Below are 21169 nucleotides of genomic sequence, written 5' to 3' on the forward strand. Positions count from 1 at the left end.
AGGCGATCAGGCAGCACGAAGCAAAGTGATGTGAAACAGGTCAGACCGAGACAAGCCAAACCTGCATGGGCTCATGGACTTCAACAGTCCGTCTAGGAGATGAGGCGCTTGTCAGCGGAGTACATCGGGGCCAGTGGGCCAGCCGGGGCAACTTGGCAAATCCACGCACAAGGCCGGATACAAGGCAGCAGCCGACTTCTTCACGACACGATGCGGGTTAATGCCTATCGCCGGGAGGCATCCATACAAGGCCGGATACAAGGCAGCAGCCGACTTCTTCACGACACGATGCGGGTTAATGCCTATCGCCGGGAGGCATCCATACAAGGATCCCATGAAGAAGCTCTCTGCCGGCCTGCTCGCGCTCACGTTGGTCTGCACGACACCACTGATCCAGGCACAAGAGGCCAAGCCCTACAAGGAGGGGCAGGTGGTCGAGGTGTCCTAATCCGGACCAAGCCCGGCCGCTTCGACGACTACATGCAGTGGCTGGCCACCTCCTACCGGCCGCTGATGGAGGCCAACATGAAGGCCGGCCTCATCGTGGGCTACCGCATCTTCTCCGCTCAACCCCGGCACCCGAACGAGCCCGACCTCATCCTGACCATCACCTTCCCCAACATGGCAGCGCTGGACAGGATCGATGAGAGCGAGGCAGTCGCCGCCAAGGTGATGGGCAGCATGTCCGCGCAGAACAAGGCCACGGCTGAGCGCGGCTCGCTGCGCGAGGTGCTGGGCAGCGAACTGATCCGCGAGATGATGCTGAAGTAGCCGCGCGGCCGGGCGGAGGCCGCGGCGGTTCAGCCCGCCGCCAGCGCCCGCCCGATCAGGATCTTCTGCACCTCGCTCGTGCCCTCGTAGATCTGCGTCACGCGCACGTCGCGGTAGATGCGCTCGACAGGGAAGTCACTGAGGTAGCCGTAGCCGCCGTGGATCTGGATGGCCTCGGAGCAGACGCGCTCGGCCATTTCGCTGGCGAACAGCTTGGCCATGGCCGCCTCCTTCAGGCACGGCCGGCCGGCGTCCTTCAGGCTGGCGGCATGCCAGATCAGCTGGCGCGCGGCCTCGATCTGCGTGGCCATTTCGGCCAACTTGAACTGCACGGCCTGGTGCTCGAAGATGGGCTGGCCGAAGGTAACGCGGTCACGGCTGTAGCGCAGCGCTGCCTCGAACGCCGCGCGTGCCATGCCCACGCTCTGCGATGCGATGCCGATGCGCCCGCCCTCCAGGCCCGACAGAGCGATCTTCAGGCCCTGGCCCTCGTCGCCCAGCCGGTTGGCGGCCGGCACGCGGCAGTTCTCGAACAGGATCTGGGCCGTGTCGCTGCTGTGCTGGCCCATCTTTTCCTCGATGCGTGCAACCTGGTAGCCAGGGGTGCTCGTCGGCACGACGAAGGCACTGATGCCCCTCTTGCCGGCGGCCTTGTCGGTCACCGCCATGACGATGGCCACGTCGCCCTGCTTGCCGCTGGTGATGAACTGCTTGACGCCGTTGAGCACATAGTCGTCCCCATCGCGCACCGCCGTCGTGCGCAGGCCGCCGGCCTCGGAGCCCACGTGGGGCTCGGTCAGGCAGAAGGCACCCAGCATGTCGCCACGCGCCAGCGGCTTCAGGAAGCGTTCCTTCTGCGCATCGCTGGCGAAGGCCATCAGGATGGAGCAGACCGGGCAGTTGTTGACGCTGACCACCGTGCTGGTGCCGCCGTCGCCAGCCGCAATCTCCTCCAGGATGACCGAAAGCGCCAGGTAGTCCAGGCCCGCACCGTCCCATTCGGTTGGCACGGCCACGCCATAGCAGCCCAGGGCGGCCAGGCCCTTCAGTTGCTCGGCGGGGAAATGATGGTTCTTGTCCCAGGCGGCGGCATGGGGGGCGATCTCGGCCTGCACAAAGGCGCGGATGGCGTCCTGCACGGCGAGGTGGTCTTCGGGGAGGAGCATGGGTGGCGCTTTCCGACAAACGTTGGGATGGCGCCATTGTCGAATGCCCCTGGCGCCGTATCGCCGCGCTGGCGGCAGATCACCAGGCCAGGCGCTGCCCGGCGTAGTTGAAGAAGCTGCCCGTGTCCGCCGGCTTCACGCTGGCCAGCACAGTGCGCATGCCGGCGATGCTGGTCGTCGCGTCGATGTCAGCACCTGCGCCACCCATGTCGGTGCGCACCCAGCCTGGGTGGAAGCTGACGACGATGGCCTTGCCAGCGAGGGCCAGCGACGCGTCCTTCATCACCGAGTTCACGGCCGCCTTGGACGCGCGGTAGAGCCAGCCACTGGTGCCGGCGCGCAGGCCGATGGAGCCCATCTTGGACGAGATGATGGCCACCCGCGCGCCGGTCGCCAGTGCCTCGCCGATCTGCGGCAGCACGCGCATCGGGCCCAGCACATTGGTGTGCATGACGGCATCGAAGTCGGCCGCCGTCGGCGTCTCCAGGCCGGCCGTGGCGGGGCCGTAGACACCGGCATTGATGACGACGACGTCGAAGGCCTCGCCATCGATCTGCCAGGCCAGGCCGGACACGCTGGCCATGTCCGCCACGTCCAGCTTCAGCGCGCGGGCGCCGTGCGCGCGCAGGCGCTCCAGTGCGGCCTCGTCGCGTGCCGTGGCCGTGATGCGCGCACCGGCGGCGCGGTACTGGCGGACGAATTCGAGCCCGAGGCCCCGCGAGGCACCGATGATGAGGACATTCATGGTTTGGTGAGGGCCAGCTTCGCGGCCAGCAAAGTGAACAGCCCGGCGCCGCCGAGATGGAGGCTGCGGCCCACCCAGGGTCGCGGCTGGCTGCGGCGCAGCGGCGCGACGAGGGCGATCAGCGCCAGCAGGAAGAGCAGCCCCTGCGCGATGAACCACGCGCCCAGGACCAGGAAGGCCAGCGTCTTGCTCGGGGCGGCAGCATCGATGAACTGCGGCAGCAGCGCGAGGAAGAACAGCGCGACCTTGGGGTTGAGCGCATTCGTGAAGAAGCCCTGACGCGCGGTGCGCCACAGCGACAACGGGGCTGTGACCTCCGCGGCAGCGGGCGGCGGCCTCAGCCCCGCCCGTGCCATGCCCCATGCCACGTAGAGCAGATAGGCCGCGCCCACGAGCTTGACAAGCGTGAAGGCCTCGGCCGATGTGGCCAGCAGCGCCGCGAGGCCGAAGGCCGCCGCCAGCGTGTGCAGCACGCAGCCGGCCATGATGCCCAGCGCCGCCGCCAGGCCCTGGCGCCAGCCGCCGCGCAGCGTGCTGGCGACCGTGTAGGCCATGTCCACGCCGGGCGTCGCGTTCAGCACGAACACCGTCGCGGCAAACAGCCCGAGGTCGTGGACGCCCAGCGGCATGGCTTAGAGCAGCTCGACGGCCAGCGCGGTCGCCTCGCCGCCACCGATGCACAGCGCGGCCATGCCCTTCTTCAGACCGCGCTTCCGCAGCGCGCCCAGCAGCGTGACGACAATGCGCGCGCCGCTGGCGCCGATGGGGTGGCCCAGCGCCACGGCGCCGCCATGCACGTTGACGATGTCGTGCGGCAGCTTGAACTCGGCCATCGCGGCCATCGTGACGGCGGCGAAGGCCTCGTTGACCTCCCACAGGTCCACGTCGCCGGCTTGCCAGCCGGCCTTGGCCAGCGCCTTCTGAATCGCGCCCACCGGGGCGGTCGTGAACCAGTCGGGCGCCTGAGCGTGCACCGCATGGCTGACGATACGGGCGATGGGCTGCAGGCCGCGCGCCTTGGCCGTGCTCGCGCGCATCAGCACCAGGGCCGCGGCGCCGTCGGAGATGCTGGACGAGGTGGCGGCCGTGATCGCGCCGTCCTTCTTGAAGGCGGGCTTGAGCGTCGGGATCTTGTCGAGCTTGGCCTTGAAGGGCTGCTCGTCGAACTTGACGACGGTGTCGCCCTTGGGGCCGGACAGCGTCACGGGCGCCATCTCCCAGTCGAAGGCACCGCTTTCGTTGGCGGCCTTGGCGCGCTGGGTGGACGAGATCGCGTACTGGTCCATGGCCTCGCGGCTGAAGGCGTACTTGGCCACGCATTGCTCGGCGAACACGCCCATGGCCTTGCCGCGCTCATAGGCGTCTTCCAGGCCGTCCAGCGCCATGTGGTCATAGACGGCGCTCGCGCCGTACTTGATGCCCTTGCGCGCGAACATCAGGTGAGGCGCATTGGTCATGCTCTCCATGCCGCCGGCCACCATGACCTCCGCCGAACCGGCCGCCAGCATGTCGTGTGCGAACATCATCGTGCGCATGCCCGAGCCACACATCTTGCTCAGCGTGACGGCACCGGCGGAGTCCGGCAAGCCGGCCTTGCGCACCGCCTGGCGCGCAGGCGCCTGACCCTGGCCGGCCATCAGGCAGTTGCCCATCAGCACCTCGTCGACGGCATCGCCCGGCACGCCGGCACGCTCCACGGCCGCCTTGATCGCGATGGCGCCCAGCTCCCAGCCGGCCAGGCCGGCGAAATCACCCAGCAAGCCGCCGATGGGAGTACGGGCAGCGGAAACGATGACGATGGGGTCGGACATGAAGGGCTCCTGAAATGAACGGGATGCCGGCATTGTCGGCCTTTTGGTTGACGTTCACGTCAACCGCGCCAAAGCCTGTAGGCCCAGAAGGCCTCGTCCGTCGCGATGCGGCGGCGCAGCTCCTCGGGGCTGAAGCCGGTGAGCCGACGCGTCTCGCGGCACAGATGACTCTGGTCGGCGTAGTCGGCCTGGGCAGCGATGTGAGCCCAGCTGAAGCCCGGGCGGTCTTCCGCTGCGGCCACCGCATAGAAGGCGGCCTCGGCGCGCGACACCGCGCGCAGCTCGCGCATCGGCAGGCCCGCCCAGGCCTTGATGCGCCGCTCCAGCTGGCGCAGGCTGCGGCCTGCCGCGCTGGTGGCCGCGCGCATGGCCAGGGCCTCGGTCCAGTCGGCGTAGCGGCCGCTGGGCCGTTGGGCACCCAGCGCCTGCCAGCGCGGCTGCAAGAAGGCCTCGATGGCGGCCAGCTGCGCCGCTTCGCTGTCCATGCGGCTCAGCGACCCGGCCCAGTCGCGCCACTCGACCGGCAGGACCGGGCCGGCGTCGCCCGCCAGGTTGCGCCAGGAGGCCGGGTCGATGCCGGTCAGCGCGCGCAGCGCGTCGGGCAGGAACAGCAGCACCAGGCAGCGCTCCTCACCACGGCTGCGCATATGGGTGGGCTGGGTGAAGGGCCCAGCCAGCAGCAGCGGCGCCGGCGAATAGCCCGGCGGCGGCACCGAGAACCCGGGCGTGGCCAGCCACTGAGCATCGTTGCGGGCCAACACGTACAGCGACATCAGCGGCGTAGCCGGCAGGTAGCTGTCCAGCGCCGGCCCCTGCAGACCCAGGCCGCGGGTATCGCGCAGCAGCACGCCGCGCAGGCAGCCGGCCAACGACAGCGGCGGCAGCCAGAGACGGGCGGAAGGCTGGTGCATGCGGGCCAGTGTCGCATTCGTTCAAGACCGGCCCGTGCCGCCGCACCGACCATGCGAGCCATGACACAACTGACCTGGAACGACCTGCCAGGCCCGACCACGCGTTGGCTGGGCCTCCCCACGCTGTTCGCTCTGCGGCGCGACTACCTGGCCGGCATCGTCCGGCAGCAGCGCCACGGTGATCTGGTGCGCCAGCGCATCCTGGGAGAGCGCATCGTCGACGTGTTCGACCCCGAGCTGCTGCGCGCGCTGATGGTGGAGCACGCTGACGCGCTGCAGCGCTGGGAGCGCGGCCCCGAAGTGTTCGCCGGGCTGATGGGGCAGTCCGTACTGGTCACCGAGGGCGCCACCTGGCAGCGCCAGCGCCGCATGCTGATGCAGGCCTTCACGCCCAAGCGCGTGGCCAGCTATGCCGCGCTGATGGCCGAGGCGGCCATGGCCGGGCTGGACCGCGTGACGCCGGGCGAGGTGGTGCTGGACCACCTCTACAGCCACCTGACCATGGACGTGATCTCGCGCACGCTGTTCAGCTCGCCCATAGGCGACGACACCGCCGCGGCGGCAGATGCCGTGCAAGTACTCAGCGCAACGGCGCTGGCCGAGATGTTCTGGCCCATGACACTGCCGGACTGGCTGCCGCTGCCAGGCAAGGCCGCCAAGCGACGCGCGCAGCGGCTGCTGCACGGGCTGCTGGCGGCACGCATCCAGGGCCACCTGCCGTCGACCGGCGCGCACCCGGACCTGCTCAGCATGCTGAAGGCACTGCGCGACGAGGCCACGGGCGAGGCGCTATCGGCGCAGGAGGTGTACGACCAGTGCATGGTCAGCTTCCAGGCCGGCCACGAGACCAGCGCGACGGCCCTGCTGTGGTGGAGCGCGCTGCTGGCGGCCAATCCCGAGGTGCAGGCCCGCGCAAGGGCGGAGGTCGACACCCAACTGGCCGGCCACACGCCCACTGCAGCGCACGTGGACTCGCTGCCGTTCCTGACGGCCACGCTGAAGGAGGCAATGCGGCTATACCCACCGGTGGCTGCGCTGATGACGCGCCGGCTGACGCGCGAGATCACGCTGGGCGGAGTGCGCCTGCCGGCCCGCACGCTGGTGCGCGTGACGCCCTGGCAGCTTCACCGCGACCCGCGCTGGTGGCAAGAGCCGCAGGCCTTCCGCCCCGAGCGCTTCATGCCCGGAGCGGCCGAGATTCCGCGCGGCGCCTACATCCCCTTCGGCCTTGGGCCGCGAGTCTGCCTGGGCCAACACTTCGCGATGCTGGAGATGATGCTGATAGCGGCGCTGGTACTGCAGCGCTTCACGCTGGCCGGAGCCGAGCCGCCGCTGCCGCGCATGGGTGTCACGCTGCGGCCGGCGCACGGCCTGCGGCTGCGCCTGACGGCACGGCCCTAGCGCGCTAATGCGACGGCCGGCTACCGCAGTCCTGGCCGCGGGCCTCGGGCGCACGGCGACGTGTGGCATGGCAGAGCTCGCGCCAGAAATCGGTCACGAAGCCCGGATGCTGCGCCTGTACCGTACGGCTGGCCGGCGCGAAGTACGGCAGCCGCTCGACCAGCGGCGCCAGCTCGACCAGGGCATCCTCGCCGCTCAACTGCGCCGCCGGCAGGGACTCGCGCGGGCTCAGCAGCAGCTCGAAGCGGCGTGCGCGCAGGGCCAGCACACTGGTTTCGTAGGAACTCGCTGGCTCGACGGCCCAGCGCCGGTCGCGTGCCAGCACCTCCTGTGCGGAACCCGCCACCACGCCCACCCGCACGCCGGCCGCTGGCGTGCGGCCGTCCCAGGACTTGAGCGCCGGACTGCCCGTCAGGCCGTACAAGGCCAGGTGGCCGAGGACGGGCGCCCAGGCAGCGTCCGCACGGTCGGCCGCGTCGACGGGGAAGCGCATGCTGCGCAGGCGCTCGGCCGTAGGGCTGAAGAACAGAGCGAAGTCCAGCTCGCCACTCTCCAGGCCGCGCAGCAGGCGCCGCCCGGGCAGACGCACCATCTCGGCCTGGCAGCCCAGCCGTCGCAGCGTGTCACGCGCGACCTGCACTGCCCAGCCTGGCGGATCCTCGAATCCCGTGCCGTTGCCAAGCAGCATGGGCGGCAGCGGCACGTCACCGAAGCCGATGCGCAGCGTCTTCGGACAGGGCGCGGCCAGGGCCGGCAGGCTGGCCACCGCCAGCAGCAGGGCGCCCAGCAAGGCCCGCATCAGCGGTAGAAGGCCTCGACCACGCCCTTGAGCTTGATGCACAGCGGCCGGCCCTTGCGGTCCAGCGTCTTGCCGGCGGGCACCTTGATCCAGCCTTCGCTGATGCAGTACTCCTCGACGTCGTGGCGCTCCTTGCCGTTGAAGCGGATGCCGATGTCGTGTTCGAACACGGCGGCGACGTGGTGGGGGCTGCGCGGGTCCACGCTGAGGTGGTCGGGCAGGTCGGGACGGATATCGGTCATGGTGGACGGGCGAAGATTTGCAGCCGTGATTGTCGTCGCGGCGCCGGGTTAACCCGCCATGCCAAGCGGCACCCTCGATCCGAGGCACGACACTGCGCAGCGATCCCATCCTGGAGAACCCATGTTGAAGACCACCCGCCGAACGACGCTGAAGGCGCTGGGAATGCTGGCCGCCGCCGGCCTCGCCCTGACCGCCACCCTCGCGGACGCCGCCACGTCGGCCGACCGCTGGCAGATTCCCGTGCACGTGAAGACCCTCGCCAACGGGCTGACCGTCGTCGTCTCGCCCGACGCCAGCAGCCCGACCGTGGGCATCAGCGTCGTCTACAAGGTGGGCATGCGACTGGAGCCCCGGAACCGTACCGGCTTCGCCCACCTGTTCGAGCACCTGATGTTCCAGGGCACGCCCAAGGCGCCCAAGGGCGTGTTCGACAAGGTCATCACCTCCGGCGGCGGCAACAACAACGGCTCCACCCGCCCCGACTTCACGAACTACATCGAGACCGCCCCGTCGTCGTCGCTGGAGTCCATGCTGTGGCTGGAGGCCGACCGCATGACCACGCTGGACTTCAACCCCGCGACGCTGAAGAACCAGCAGGACGTGGTGAAGGAGGAGATCCGCGTCAACGTGCAGAACCAGCCCTATGGCGGCTTCATGTGGCTGGACATCTCGGCCCTGGCCTTCGACAAGTGGGAGAACGCCCACGACGGCTATGGCAGCTTCGTCGACCTGGAGAACGCCAACCTGGACGACGTGCGCGCCTTCCACCGTGACTTCTACGGCCCCAACAACGCGGTGCTGTCCATCGCCGGCGACGTGACGCCGGCCCAGGGCTTCGCGCTGGCCGAGAAGTACTTCGGCAAGATCGCCGCGCGCCCGACGCCCAAGCCCAGCGACTTCAGCGAGGGCCTGAACACCAAGGAGCGCCGCCTGACCCAACCCGACAAGCTGGCCCAGGTGCCCGCCATCGCCGCCGCGTGGAAGCTGCCCGGCCGGGGCAGCCGTGACCAGGCCCCGTTCGCCGTGCTGGGCCAGCTGCTGGGCGGCGGCGACGCATCGCGCCTGTACCAGGGCCTCGTCAAGGGCCGCGAGCTGGCGCTCAACCTGGACTCGTTCTACGGACTGACCGGCATCTGGGAGTACGACGGCCCGAGCCTCTTCACCGTCTACTCGCTGTACAAGCCGACGACGACGGCCGACGCGCTGCTCGCCGCGATGGACGAGGAGATCGCCCGCATCGTCAAGGAAGGCGTCAGCGACACCGAGCTGAAGCACCTCAAGACCGCACTGCTGGCCGACTGGTACAACGACCTGGAGATGTTCCTGCGCCGCGCCGACCGCCTCGCCAAGCTGCAGGCGCTGTGGGGCGACGCCAACGTCGTCAACCAGGTGCCGGTCTGGATTGACGCCGTGACCTCGGCCGACGTGCAACGCGTGGCTGCCACCTACCTGACCAGCGCCAACCGCTCGGTCATCGACCGCAAGCCGGCCGCGATGCTGGCCGTGCCGGCGGCCTCCCAGCCCGCCGCCAAGCCCTGATGCCGAAGGACCGATGACGATGACAACCTCTACCTCCTCCTTCCGCCTGGCCCTGGTCGCTGCCGCCTGCGCGCTGGCTGGCGCCGCCCACGCCGCCACCGTGACCCTGCCCAAGGAGCTGCCGCCGTTCGGCCAGGACAAGCCGCTGACCGTGCCCAAGATCACCCAGCAGACGCTGCCCAACGGGCTGCAGGTCTGGGTGGTGCCGCGCACCGGCATCCCGCGCGTGGACTTCGTGCTCGCCGTGCGCGGCGCCGGCTTCGGTGCCGACGCGCCCGACGAACCGGGCCGCGCCAAGCTGCTGGCCGGGCTGCTGTCCGGCGGCACCGCCCGACTCAGCTCCAAGCAGATCGCCGAGGCCGCCCAGGCCATGGGCGGCGGGCTGTCCGCCGGCGCGAGCAACGACGGCATCAGCCTGTCGGCGTACGCGCTGGCCTCGCATGCCGGCGAGATGGCCCGGCTGCTGGCCGACGTGGCGCGCAAGCCGGCCTTCCCCGACAACGAGGTGCAACTCGCCAAGACCAACGCGCTGCAGGGCCTGAAGTCCAGCAGCGCGCAGCCCGGCTTCCGCGCCGCCAAGGCGCTGGACGGCGCCATCTACGGCAGCCATGCCTACGGCCGCACGCAGGAAACCGAGGCCGCCATCAACGGCCTGACCGCCGAGAGCCTGCGCGCCGAACATGCACGCCGCTTCCGGCCCGACCATGCGCTGCTGGTCATCACCGGCCGCATATCCGCGGCCGAGGCAATGAAGCTCGCCCGCGAGGCCTTTGGCGACTGGCAGGCCACCGGCGAGGCTGCGACCGACCTCGCCGCGCCGCCCGCCACCATGCCCGTGCAGCACCTGCTGCTGGAGCGCCCCGGCAGCGTGCAGTCCACGCTGCGCCTGGGCCGCCCCGGCATGGCCGCCAGCAACAGCGAGCAGGTCGCGTTGCGCCTGACGGGCACCATCCTGGGAACCGGCTTCTCCAGCCGCATCAACCAGAACCTGCGCGAGGAGAAGGGCTACACCTATGGTGCCCGCGCCGGTGCCGTCTCGTGGCGCGTGGGCGGCGCCATCACCGGTGGCGCCGACGTGCGCAACGAGGTGACGGGCGCGTCCATCACCGAGTACGTCAACGAGTACCGCCGCATCGGCACCGAGCCGGTTCCAGAGGCCGAGATGGCGATGAACAAGCGCTACATGGCCGGCAGCTACCTGATCAGCACGCAGCTGCAGGGTTCGGTGGCGCGCCAGCTGGCGGGCAACTGGATGGTGGGTCTGCCGGCCGACTTCCTCGGCAAGTTCGTGCCGGCGCTGCAGAAGGTCAGCGCCGCCGAGGTTCAGGCCATGGGCAGGAAGTACTTCAACCCCGACGAGCAGAGCTGGGTGGTCGTCGGCGACCCGGAAAAGATCGGCGAGCAACTGAAGGCCTTCGGGGAGTTCAAGGTCTACAAGCCCTGAAGCCACCCGGCCGGCATGCGCGCCGTCGCGTCGATGCCGGCCTCGGTATCGGATCCCTATGGAGGAACTCTCCATGAGACGAGTGAGCCCTGCCCTGGCGCCCCTGGGCCTGCTGCTGCTGGGCCCGCCGGTATTGGCGCAGTTGGCGCCGGATGCCGCGCCGCCAGCGGTCCGCCCCGAGGCCTGCCAGGCAGCCCCGCCTCAGATCCCGGTGGTGGACTGGCGCGGCATCGCGGCGTATCGCGCGCGGTACACCGTGAAGGATGGTCGCATGGTGCAGCTGGAAGTCACGCCCCTGACGGGCGGCGTGGAGCGACGGGCGCAGCGCGGCCTGGTGATGAGCATTCAACTCATGCTCAGAGACGCCAAGTGCCCGCCGGGCGATCACGTGTTCGAGGAGGACTTCAGCTTCGACCTGCGCCAGGGGACCGCTTCGGCGCCGGCTGGCGGAAGCAGCAGCCCTCAGCCGGCCACGCCATAGCGCGCCTTGACGCCGTCCAGCGCGCGCCGGTAGGCGGGCTCGACGTCCTCGGCCTGGGCCGCCGTGATGTGCAGGTCATCCAGCAGGCCGTTGTGCAGGCCATAGACCCAGCCATGCACGACGATCTCCTGGCCGCGCGTCCAGGCGTCCTGGACCACCGTCGTCCGGCAGGCGTTGCGCGCCTGCTCCAGCACGTTCAGTTCGCACAGCGCGTCGACGCGCCGCGCCTCGGGCAAGCTTTCCAGCCAGGCCTGATGGTCGTTGCGCACGTCCTGCACATGGCGGATCCAGTTGTCGGCCAGGCCGACGCGGATGTCGTAGAGCGCCGCGCGCACGCCGCCGCAGTTGCTGTGGCCCACGATGATGATGTGGCGCACCTTGAGCTGGTCGACGGCGAACTGCATGACGGACAGGCAGTTCAGGTCCGAGTGCACGACGACGTTGGCGACGTTGCGGTGCACGAACAGCTCGCCCGGCAGCAGGTCGACGAGCTCGTTGGCCGGCACGCGGCTGTCGGCGCAGCCTATCCAAAGGTATTGCGGCGTCTGCTGCTTGAGCAGGCGCGAGAAGAAGCCGGGCGACTGGCCCTCGGTCTCCGCGGCCCAGCGCTTGTTGTTGTCGAGCAGGTCCTGCAGTTCGTTGGTGTTCGTCGTCATACCCGGATTGTCGCAATGGTGGATTACATGGTCTCGGCAAACAGCTCGCGGCCGATCAACATGCGGCGGATCTCGCTGGTGCCCGCGCCGATCTCGTAGAGCTTGGCATCGCGCCACAGCCGGCCCAGCGGGTACTCGTTGATGTAGCCGTTGCCGCCGAAGATCTGCACGCCCTCGCCGGCCATCCAGGTGGCCTTCTCGGCCGTCCACAGGATGACCGAGGCGCAGTCCTTGCGCACCTGGCGCACGTGTTCGGCGCCCAGCAGGTCGAGGTTCTTGGCCACGGTGTAGGCGAACGAGCGCGCGGCCTGCAGCACGGTGTACATGTCGGCCACCTTGCCCTGGATGAGCTGGAACTCGCCGATGCTCTGGCCGAACTGCTTGCGGTCGTGGATATAGGGCACGACGTTGTCCATCACGCTTTGCATGATGCCCAGCGGCCCGCCGGTCAGCACGGCGCGTTCGTAGTCCAGGCCCGACATCAGCACCTTGGCGCCACCGTTCACGGCGCCCAGCACGTTCTCGGCCGGCACCTCGACGTCCTGGAACACCAGCTCGCCGGTGTGCGAGCCGCGCATGCCCAGCTTGTCGAGCTTCTGCGCGATGCTGAAACCATTCATGCCCTTCTCGATGAGGAAGGCCGTCACGCCGCGCGCGCCCAGCTCGGGCTCGGTCTTGGCGTAGACCACCAGGGTATCGGCGTCGGGACCATTGGTGATCCACATCTTGTTGCCGTTCAGCAGGTAGTAGCCGCCCTTGTCCTGGGCCTTGAGCTTCATGCTGAGGACGTCCGAGCCCGCGCCGGGCTCGCTCATCGCCAGCGCACCGACATGCTCGCCGCTGATGAGCTTGGGCAGGTACTTGGCGCGCTGCGCGTCGTTGCCGTTGCGCTTGATCTGGTTGACGCACAGGTTGCTGTGCGCGCCGTAGGAGAGACCCACCGAGGCGCTCGCGCGGCTGATCTCCTCCATGGCGATCATGTGGGCCAGATAGCCCATGTCCGCGCCACCGTACTGCTCGGGCACGGTGATGCCCAGCACGCCCAGCTCGCCCATCTTGCGCCACAGGTCCATCGGGAACTGGTCGCTGCGGTCGATCTCGGCCGCACGCGGGGCGATCTCCTCGTCGGCAAAGGCACGCACCGCGTCGCGCAGTGCATCGATGTCGTCGCCGAGCTGGAAGTTCAGGCCGGGCAGATTCATGGAGGGTCTCCTGTCGGCCCGACGGCTCGATGCGCGGGCGCTCTTGATTGACGTAAACGTCAACTGTAGCAAGCGGCCCGAGACAGCCCCCGTCAGCCGTCGTTGCGGCCAGTAGCCGGCAGCAGCCGCCGCACCAGCGGATGGGCGATCTTCTTGTCGGTGCCTATGGCGAAGAAGGCCTCGTCCACGCCATCGCAGTCGCCCACGCGCACCAGGCCGTCGCGCTCGACCAGCTTGTCGCTCATCAGCGCCGCCGCCGGGAACGCGCCCATGCCGGCGGCGCCGAAGGTCGCCAGCAGCGCGCTGTCCTCGAACTCGCCGGCGATGCGGCCGCGCACGCCATGGCGCTCCAGCCACTGGTCCAGCCGCGGCCGCACCGCGGCATGCGCCGTGGGGAGCAGCAGCGGCACGTCGGCCAGCGAGGCCGGGAAGTCACGAGCTGCCGCATCTGCCCAATGCGGACTCGCGAACCAGGCCATGGGCGAGCTGCCCAGCGCATGGCTGTAGACACGCAGGTTGGGGTTGGGCGGCGCCGGCCGGTCTGCCAGCACGACGTCCAACCGGTGCAACGCCAGGTCGCCCAGCAGATCGTCGAACTCGTCCTCGTGGCACAGCAGGCGCAGGTGGGGCGTGTCGATGATGGGCTGCAGCAGTCGCTGCACGACGAGCTTGGGCAGACCGTCGGAGATGCCCACCACCAGCCGCACGGCCGGCGTGGTCGCGGCGTCGCGCACGCGCTCGGGCAGCGTCTCGCCGATCTGGAAGATCTGCTCGGCGATCTCAAGCGCCGCCTGACCCGCGTCGGTGAGCGCCAGGCCGCGGCCGGCCGGCTTCAGCAGCGCCGCGCCCAGCACCTGCTCCAGCTCGCGTACCTGCGTGGACACGGTCTGCACCGACAGCCCCAGCTTGGCCGCCGCGCGCGTCAGCCCGCCCTCTTTGGCGACAACCCAAAAGTAGTAGAGATGGCGGTAGCTGTAGCTCAGGCTCATGGCAGACGCAACAAGTTATACCGAATGAATACTTCTCTATTCTCTGCTTTTATTTGATGGATTGACTCTCTAACCTGCGCTCGTTCCTGTCACCGGAGGTCTGCCATGCAAACCCGCCCCCTCGCCATCGCCCTGCCCCAGGGCGCCGCGCTCGACCGCGGCAGCGCCCATCGCGTGCTGCGCAATACCTACGCCCTGCTGGCCATGACGCTGCTGTTCAGTGCTGCCGTCGCCGGGGCGGCGGTCGCCTTCAGCCTGCCCTCGCCCGGCATCATCCTGACGCTGGTCGCCTACTTCGGCCTGCTGTTCGGCATCCACAAGCTGAAGAACCGCGGCGCCGCCGTGGGCCTGGTGTTCGCGTTGACCGGCTTCATGGGCTGGACACTGGGCCCGCTGCTGACGCGCACGCTGGCCCTGCCGGCCGGCGGCCAGGCGGTCATGCTGGCGCTGGGCGCCACCGGCGCCGTGTTCCTGGCGCTGTCCGCCTACGCGACAACGACCAAGCGCGACCTGTCGTGGCTGGGCGGCTTCCTGTTCGCCGGCATGATCGTCGCCATGCTGGCCGGCCTGGCTGCGATCTTCTTCCAGATCCCCGCGCTGGCGCTGACGGTCTCCGCCGTCGTGGCCCTGCTGTCGGCCGGCCTGATCCTGTACGAGACGCAGCAGATCGTGAACGGCGGCGAGACGAACTACGTGCTCGCCACCGTCAGCCTGTTCGTGTCCATCTTCAACCTATTCACGAGCCTGCTGCAGCTGTTCGGCTTCATGAGCTCGGACGATTGAGGCCCCTCGGCCGGTCTTGCAGACCTCGCTGTGGCCCACGCCACAGCTCCCCGGCAGGCGCATCAGCCCCATGGGGACGACGATGCTCGCGGCATTGGGCCCCGAGCATCGCCATGCGGGCCGGCCCGGGGCTCGGCCTGTCAGGCCGGCTCGGCTCAGGACTGCTTCTTCAACAGCCAGGCGTAGAGACCGACGCCGATGCCGGCGAAGGCCAGCAGGCCCAGCACCTGGCCGGTGGCGGCGAAGCCGTCGCCCACGAGTGCCAGCGGCGCGCCCTGGCCCGAGAAGACGACGATGGCCGCGAGCACGACGCCCAGTAGGCCTTCGCCGACGATCAGCCCGGAGGCCATCAGCACGCCCAGCTGCTTGGTAGCCTCGGGGTCGCGCTTCAGCGCGGAGCGGCGCTCGAACCACCAGCCGGCCACGGCACCGACGACGATCATCAGCGTGCTGTTCATCGGCAGGTAGATGCCCAGGCCCACGGCCAGCGGCGCGAGGTGGGCTCGGCCGCCGGTGGCGCGCTTCAGCGTCTCGTCGACGGCGATGCAGACGACGCCGATGGCCGCGCCGATGCCGATCAGGTTCCAGTTCAGGTCGCCCTGGATGACACCCTTGGCCAGCGCCGAGATCAGCGCAGCCTGCGGGGCGGCGAGGGCCGTCTTCGGGTCCGCGCCGGGCATGCCGGCAAAGCCGTAGGCCTTGTTCAGCAGGTCCAGCACCGGCGGGATGACGACGGCGCCGGCGACGACACCGATGATCAGCGCCAGCTGCTGGCGCCACGGCGTCGCGTCGACGAGCTGGCCGGTCTTCAGATCCTGCAGGTTGTCGTTGGAGATGGTCGCGACGGCGAAGACGACGGCCGTCACGAACAGCGCGAAGGCCACCAGCGCCTGGCCGGTGGACGGCGGCAGCAGCGGCTTGACGACGATGGCCAGCAGCAGCGACACGCCGATGACGACCAGGATGCCGACGCCGGACAGCGGGCTGTTGGACGAGCCGATCAGGCCCGCCATGTAGCCGCAGACGGCCGCGACGAAGAAGCTCATCAGCACGACGTAGACCAGGCCGCCGACGACCAGCAGGCCCAGTTGGTCGGACAAGCCCGCGCTGGTGGCGAAGCTGGACAGCATGAAGCCGATGGGCAGCATGCAGGCCAGCGTGACGAGGCCGACGGTGCCGATGGGGATGTCGCGCTCGTTGCGCGGCAGCGTGTCGCCCTTGCCGGCCTTGCGCACGCGCGCCGACATGGCGGCCGAGTGCAAGCCCGCGACGACGGGCTTGGCCAGCTTGACCAGCGTCCAGATCGCCGCGACGGCAATGCAGCCAGCGCCGATGAAGCGCACTTTCTTGCTCCACGCGAACATCGCGACAGCCTCGGCCGCACCGTCCACGCCCTGGGTCAGCCAGGGCACGCCGCCCAGCCAGGCGATGCAGGCGCCGACGAGGATGGCGATGCCCACCCACAGACCCACCAGATGGCCCACGGCCAGCAGCGCGAAGCTGAAGTTCAGGTCATAGCCGGTCGCCCCCCCCGTGCCGTTTCGGTCGCCGCCGGGCAGGCGGAAATACTGGGCCAGGTTGGCCGCGAAGAGCTGCGTCGCGACGACGATGCTGAAGCCGGCCGACACGACGGTGCCGGCGATGATGGCGGCCAGCCCCCGGCGGTTGGCCTCGCCGCTGCCGCCGGCATGGCCCACCTTCAGCACCTCGGCGCAGGCAACGCCCTCCGGGTAGGGCAGCGGCGAGTTGGTCACCAGCGCGCGGCGCAGCGGAATGGAATACATGACGCCCAGGATGCCGCCCAGCGCGCACAGCGTCGTCGACATCCAGTAGGGGAAGCCCGTCCACCATCCGATCATGACGAGGCCGGGCAGCACGAAGATGATGGACGACAGCGTGCCGGCCGACGATGCGATGGTCTGCACGATGTTGGTCTCGCCGATGGAGTTGCCCGCGGCGCGGCGTAGCAGAGCCATGGCAATGACGGCGGCCGGGATGGACGTCGCGAATGTCAGGCCGGCCTTGAGGCCGAAGTAGACGTTGGCGGCCGTGAAGACCAGCGTGATGAGGATGCCCAGCACGATGCCGCGCAAGGTCAGTTCGGTGCCCAGTTCGGGCGCGTGGGTGGGCGATGAGGTGCTCATGCAACGATGGAGATGGCCGGATTCGGCGAAGCGCGCATCATCGCGGCAGCTTGCACGCCCTCCAGCGCCGGATAACCCTAGACCGGCTTCAATTGACGTTAACGTCAATTGGCGACCTAGAATCGCGCCGAGCAAGGAGACAGCCATGACCGATCTCGCCGCCGACTACAAGGCGCTGGCCGAGTACCGCCCGACCCACAAGGTCCGTTTCGTCACCGCCGCCAGCCTGTTCGACGGGCATGACGCCGCCATCAACATCATGCGGCGCATCCTGCAGGGCATGGGCGCCGAGGTCATCCACCTCGGGCACAACCGCTCGGTGGACGAGGTCGTCACCGCGGCGCTGCAGGAGGATGCGCAGGGCATCGCCATCAGCTCCTATCAGGGCGGCCATGTCGAGTACTTCAAGTACATGGTGCAGCTCTTGAAGGAGCGCGGCGGCGAGCACATCCAGGTATTCGGTGGCGGCGGCGGCGTCATCGTGCCGGCCGAGATCCGCGAGCTGGCCGAGCATGGCGTGCGCATCTTCAGCCCCGAGGACGGGCAGCGCATGGGCCTGCAAGGCATGATCGGCGAGATGGTCATGAAGGCCGACCAGGACTTCAGCGTCTACGCACCGCAAAGCCTGGCGGCCATCACGGGCCATTCGGAAGCCGCCTGGCGGTCGCTGGCCCAGCTTCTGACGGCGCTGGAGAACGGCAAGGCCGACGCGGCCATCGTCGATGCACTGCGTGCGCAGGCCAAAGACATCCAGACGCCGGTGCTTGGCATCACCGGCACCGGCGGCGCCGGCAAGTCCAGCCTGACCGACGAGCTGATCCGTCGCCTGCGCCTGGACCAGGGCGACGCGCTGCGCGTGGCGCTGATCTCCATCGACCCGTCGCGCCGCAAGAGCGGCGGCGCGCTGCTGGGCGATCGCATTCGCATGAACGCAATCTCGCCGTGGGGCCAGGGCGCACGCGTCTTCATGCGCTCGCTGGCAACGCGCGACTTCGGCTCCGAAATCTCGCCCGCCCTGCCCGATGTCATCGCCGCGGCCAAGGTGGCGGGCTTCGACCTCGTCATCGTCGAGACCTCCGGCATCGGCCAGGGCGATGCGGCCATCGTGCCGCTGGTGGACCTGCCCATGTATGTGATGACTCCCGAGTTCGGCGCCGCCAGCCAACTCGAGAAGATCGACATGCTGGACTTCGCCGAGTTCGTCGCGATCAACAAGTTCGACCGCAAGGGTTCGCTGGATGCGCTGCGCGACGTCAGCAAGCAGGTGCAGCGCAACCGCGAGGCCTTCGGCCAGTCCCCGGACACCATGCCCGTCTTCGGCACCATGGCCAGCCGCTTCAACGATGACGGTGTGACGGCGCTCTACCAGGCGCTCAAGGTGCGGCTCGCGGAACTCGGCCTGGAGTTCGGCGAAGGCCGGCTGCCCGCAGTCCACACGCGCCACAGCACCCACCAGACCCCCATCGTGCCGCCCGCCCGCGTGCGCTACCTGGCCGACATCAGCGACACCGTGCGCGCCTACAAGGCCCGCGCCCGCCGCCAGGCGACGCTCGCCCGCGAGATCCAGCAGCTGGAGGCCAGCCGCACGATGCTGGAGGCGGCCAACCCCGAGAAGAACGGCGCCCGCACCGCCCTGGGCGACCTGGCCGAGCAACGGCGCGCGAAGCTGGACGGCGACGCCCGCCAGTTGCTGGCCCAGTGGCCCGACATGGTCAAGGCCTACGCCGGTGACGAGTACGTCGTGAAGATCCGTGACAAGGAGATCCGTACGGCGCTGGTCACGCAGAGCCTGTCCGGCACCAAGATCCGCAAGGTGGTGCTGCCCGGCTACGAGTGCCATGGCGAACTGCTGAAGTGGCTGATGCTGGAGAACGTGCCCGGCAGCTTCCCCTACGCGGCCGGGGTGTTCGCCTTCAAGCGCGAAGGCGAGGACCCCACGCGCATGTTTGCGGGCGAAGGCGACGCCTTCCGCACCAATCGCCGCTTCAAGCTGGTCAGTGAGGGCATGCCCGCCAAGCGCCTGTCCACGGCCTTCGACTCGGTCACGCTGTACGGCGCCGACCCGGCGCCGCGGCCGGACATCTACGGCAAGGTCGGCAACTCCGGCGTCAGCATCGCGACGCTGGACGACATGAAGGTGCTCTACGACGGCTTCGACCTGTGCAACCCCAGCACCTCGGTGTCGATGACCATCAACGGCCCGGCGCCGTCCATCCTGGCCATGTTCATGAACACGGCCATCGACCAGAACCTCGCAAGGTTCAAGGCCGACAACGGCCGCGAGCCGACGGCCGACGAGGCCGCCAAGATCAAGGACTGGGTGTTGGCCAATGTGCGCGGCACGGTGCAGGCCGACATCCTGAAGGAAGACCAGGGCCAGAACACCTGCATCTTCTCGACCGAGTTCTCGCTGAAGGTGATGGGCGACATCGCCGAGTACTTCGTGCACCACAACGTGCGCAACTTCTACTCCGTGTCCATCTCCGGCTATCACATCGCCGAGGCCGGCGCGAACCCGATCTCACAGCTGGCACTGACACTCTCCAACGGCTTCACGTTCGTGGAGGCGTATCTGGCGCGCGGCATGCACATCGACGACTTCGCGCCCAACCTGTCGTTCTTCTTCAGCAACGGCATGGACCCGGAGTACACCGTGCTGGGCCGTGTCGCTCGCCGCATCTGGGCCGTGTCCATGCGCGACCGCTATGGCGCCAACGAACGTAGCCAGAAACTGAAGTACCACGTGCAGACGTCGGGCCGCAGCCTGCACGCGCAGGAGATTGCGTTCAACGACATCCGCACGACGCTGCAGGCGCTGATCGCGATCTACGACAACTGCAACTCGCTGCACACCAACGCCTTCGACGAGGCGATCACCACGCCCACCGAGGACAGCGTGCGCCGCGCGATGGCCATCCAGCTCATCATCAACCGCGAGTGGGGCCTGGCCAAGAACGAGAACCCATCGCAGGGTGCCTTCATCATCGACGAGCTGACCGAGTTGGTGGAGGAGGCCGTGCTGGCCGAGTTCGAGCGCATCAGCGAGCGCGGCGGCGTGCTGGGCGCGATGGAGACCGGCTACCAGCGCGGCCGCATCCAGGAAGAATCGATGCACTACGAGATGCTGAAGCACACCGGCGAATACCCCATCATCGGCGTGAACACCTTCCGCAACCCGCACGGCGAGGCGGTTCCGGAGCACATCGAGCTGGCCCGCTCGACCGACGATGAGAAACAGTCGCAGCTGACACGCCTCGCGGATTTCCACGAACGCCACAAGATCCAGGCGCCCGCGATGCTGGCCAAGCTGCAGCAGGCCGTCATCGAAAACCGCAATGTGTTCGAAGTGTTGATGGACGCCGTGCGCGTGTGCTCGCTCGGCCAGATCACCGGCGCGCTGTTCGAGGTGGGCGGGCAGTACCGACGAAGCATGTGATGGGAGTCATCCTTGCAATTTGAGCGACTCACGCTCAGAACGCAAGGATGATTGACCGACGCGAACACGCCCGCCTGGCCGAGCGCATGACCATCTGCATGGACAGAAGTTCAACGCTTCGGCGCTCGGCGCGGCGCTCGGCGGTCTGACGCGCATGACGGTGGCGAGCTACCTGGACACGCTGATGCAGCGCCGCCTGGGCCACGTGCTGTCCAACCTCGTCAAGTCGCTGAAGATCTCTGTACGCAACAGCGGCCTGGTGCATGCGTGCTGGGCCTGGTCGACATGGATGCCCTGCAGGGCCACCTCATCGTCGGCGCGTCCTGGGAGGGCTTCGTCATTGCTCAGGGTGGCAGGCGGCTGGGGCTGAGAGCCTGAGAGTTTTTCTCCACCGCCCTTTGCTGGCACGAAACTGGCATGTGCTGAGGCATGAGTGATGCCAGGCACCAAGGTGATGCGTCGGCCGGTCTGTTCGAGGACCTGGCGGCGGTGGACGAACAGCAGCTCAGGGCGGCGGCGCAGGCCCGGGCCGTGGCTCGGCGCGAAGGCGCGGCGCGGCTGCTGCAACCCAATCGCAAGCAGATCGAGCTGCGGGCCTCGGACCTGGAGTCGCTGCTGGGCGAGGAGCACCGGGCCCGGCTGGTCTGG

18 protein-coding genes and 1 pseudogene are annotated in these 21169 nt (G+C 68.8%); 8 read left to right on the forward strand and 11 right to left on the reverse strand.

Annotation, left to right across the window (positions count from 1 at the left end; translation table 11 throughout):
* Window positions 1-480 precede the first annotated feature (480 nt).
* Window positions 481-771, forward strand: a complete 291-nt coding sequence (locus JOY88_RS03710) for a hypothetical protein (RefSeq protein ID WP_293500456.1) — start codon at window positions 481-483, stop codon at window positions 769-771.
* Window positions 772-800: 29 nt separating this feature from the next.
* Here the strand turns inward: JOY88_RS03710 and JOY88_RS03715 are convergent, their stop codons facing one another.
* From JOY88_RS03715 to JOY88_RS03735, 5 genes are all read right to left on the reverse strand, one after another.
* On the reverse strand, window positions 801-1937 hold the full coding sequence (locus tag JOY88_RS03715) for an acyl-CoA dehydrogenase family protein (protein ID WP_293500458.1): 1137 nt from the start codon (window positions 1935-1937) through the stop codon (window positions 801-803).
* A gap of 79 nt (window positions 1938-2016) precedes the next feature.
* Window positions 2017-2682 (reverse strand): SDR family oxidoreductase, encoded by a 666-nt coding sequence (locus JOY88_RS03720; RefSeq protein WP_293500460.1) that lies wholly within the window; start codon window positions 2680-2682, stop codon window positions 2017-2019.
* Window positions 2679-3311: a LysE family translocator gene (locus tag JOY88_RS03725; RefSeq protein ID WP_293500462.1), complete on the reverse strand. Its 633-nt coding sequence runs from the start codon at window positions 3309-3311 to the stop codon at window positions 2679-2681. The genes JOY88_RS03720 and JOY88_RS03725 overlap by 4 nt, the downstream gene beginning before the upstream one ends.
* A gap of 3 nt (window positions 3312-3314) precedes the next feature.
* Window positions 3315-4493: an acetyl-CoA C-acyltransferase gene (locus JOY88_RS03730; protein WP_293500464.1), complete on the reverse strand. Its 1179-nt coding sequence runs from the start codon at window positions 4491-4493 to the stop codon at window positions 3315-3317.
* 59 nt (window positions 4494-4552) lie between these two features.
* The gene (locus JOY88_RS03735) at window positions 4553-5404 is read right to left on the reverse strand and encodes a helix-turn-helix domain-containing protein (RefSeq protein ID WP_293500466.1); all 852 of its coding nucleotides are present in this window, start codon (window positions 5402-5404) and stop codon (window positions 4553-4555) included.
* Window positions 5405-5464: 60 nt separating this feature from the next.
* On the opposite strand from JOY88_RS03735, the gene JOY88_RS03740 reads away from it, so the two are divergent.
* On the forward strand, window positions 5465-6805 hold the full coding sequence (locus JOY88_RS03740; RefSeq protein WP_293500468.1) for a cytochrome P450: 1341 nt from the start codon (window positions 5465-5467) through the stop codon (window positions 6803-6805).
* A gap of 4 nt (window positions 6806-6809) precedes the next feature.
* Here JOY88_RS03740 and JOY88_RS03745 read toward each other — a convergent pair whose 3' ends face one another.
* Both JOY88_RS03745 and JOY88_RS03750 read right to left on the reverse strand, forming a co-directional pair.
* A complete protein-coding gene (locus JOY88_RS03745; RefSeq protein ID WP_293500470.1) occupies window positions 6810-7604 on the reverse strand; it encodes a substrate-binding periplasmic protein in 795 nt (264 codons plus the stop codon).
* Entirely contained in the window at window positions 7604-7846 is a 243-nt protein-coding gene (locus JOY88_RS03750; protein ID WP_293500471.1) for a DUF3297 family protein, read from the reverse strand. Before JOY88_RS03750 ends, JOY88_RS03745 begins: the two co-directional genes overlap by 1 nt.
* A gap of 121 nt (window positions 7847-7967) precedes the next feature.
* Between JOY88_RS03750 and JOY88_RS03755 the strand changes: the two genes are divergently transcribed.
* The 3 genes from JOY88_RS03755 to JOY88_RS03765 all read left to right on the forward strand — a co-directional run bounded on the left by JOY88_RS03755 (window position 7968) and on the right by JOY88_RS03765 (window position 11311).
* Window positions 7968-9386 (forward strand): M16 family metallopeptidase, encoded by a 1419-nt coding sequence (locus JOY88_RS03755; RefSeq protein WP_293500472.1) that lies wholly within the window; start codon window positions 7968-7970, stop codon window positions 9384-9386.
* Between the two features lie 19 nt (window positions 9387-9405).
* Window positions 9406-10830: a M16 family metallopeptidase gene (locus JOY88_RS03760; RefSeq protein ID WP_293500473.1), complete on the forward strand. Its 1425-nt coding sequence runs from the start codon at window positions 9406-9408 to the stop codon at window positions 10828-10830.
* 73 nt (window positions 10831-10903) lie between these two features.
* A complete protein-coding gene (locus JOY88_RS03765; RefSeq protein ID WP_293500474.1) occupies window positions 10904-11311 on the forward strand; it encodes a hypothetical protein in 408 nt (135 codons plus the stop codon).
* On the opposite strand, the gene can is transcribed toward JOY88_RS03765, so the two are convergent.
* From can to JOY88_RS03780, 3 genes are all read right to left on the reverse strand, one after another.
* Window positions 11293-11967 (reverse strand): carbonate dehydratase, encoded by a 675-nt coding sequence (gene can, locus JOY88_RS03770; protein ID WP_293500475.1) that lies wholly within the window; start codon window positions 11965-11967, stop codon window positions 11293-11295. The genes JOY88_RS03765 and can overlap by 19 nt on opposite strands.
* A gap of 23 nt (window positions 11968-11990) precedes the next feature.
* Window positions 11991-13169 carry an isovaleryl-CoA dehydrogenase gene (locus JOY88_RS03775; protein ID WP_293500477.1) on the reverse strand — a complete coding sequence of 393 codons (1179 nt, stop codon included), beginning with the start codon at window positions 13167-13169 and terminating at the stop codon, window positions 11991-11993.
* Between the two features lie 92 nt (window positions 13170-13261).
* Window positions 13262-14158, reverse strand: a complete 897-nt coding sequence (locus JOY88_RS03780) for a LysR family transcriptional regulator (RefSeq protein ID WP_293500479.1) — start codon at window positions 14156-14158, stop codon at window positions 13262-13264.
* Window positions 14159-14263: 105 nt separating this feature from the next.
* Between JOY88_RS03780 and JOY88_RS03785 the strand changes: the two genes are divergently transcribed.
* A complete protein-coding gene (locus JOY88_RS03785; protein WP_293500481.1) occupies window positions 14264-14941 on the forward strand; it encodes a Bax inhibitor-1/YccA family protein in 678 nt (225 codons plus the stop codon).
* A 155-nt stretch (window positions 14942-15096) separates the two neighbouring features.
* Here JOY88_RS03785 and JOY88_RS03790 read toward each other — a convergent pair whose 3' ends face one another.
* A complete protein-coding gene (locus JOY88_RS03790) occupies window positions 15097-17085 on the reverse strand; it encodes an OPT family oligopeptide transporter (protein WP_293500482.1) in 1989 nt (662 codons plus the stop codon).
* 145 nt (window positions 17086-17230) lie between these two features.
* On the opposite strand from JOY88_RS03790, the gene icmF reads away from it, so the two are divergent.
* Window positions 17231-20521, forward strand: a complete 3291-nt coding sequence (gene icmF, locus JOY88_RS03795; RefSeq protein WP_293500483.1) for a fused isobutyryl-CoA mutase/GTPase IcmF — start codon at window positions 17231-17233, stop codon at window positions 20519-20521.
* 429 nt (window positions 20522-20950) lie between these two features.
* A pseudogene (locus tag JOY88_RS03800) lies at window positions 20951-21169 on the forward strand (IS5/IS1182 family transposase); the annotation flags it as partial.

Source organism: Roseateles sp. (assembly GCF_019237615.1).
Classification (GTDB): domain Bacteria; phylum Pseudomonadota; class Gammaproteobacteria; order Burkholderiales; family Burkholderiaceae_C; genus Pelomonas.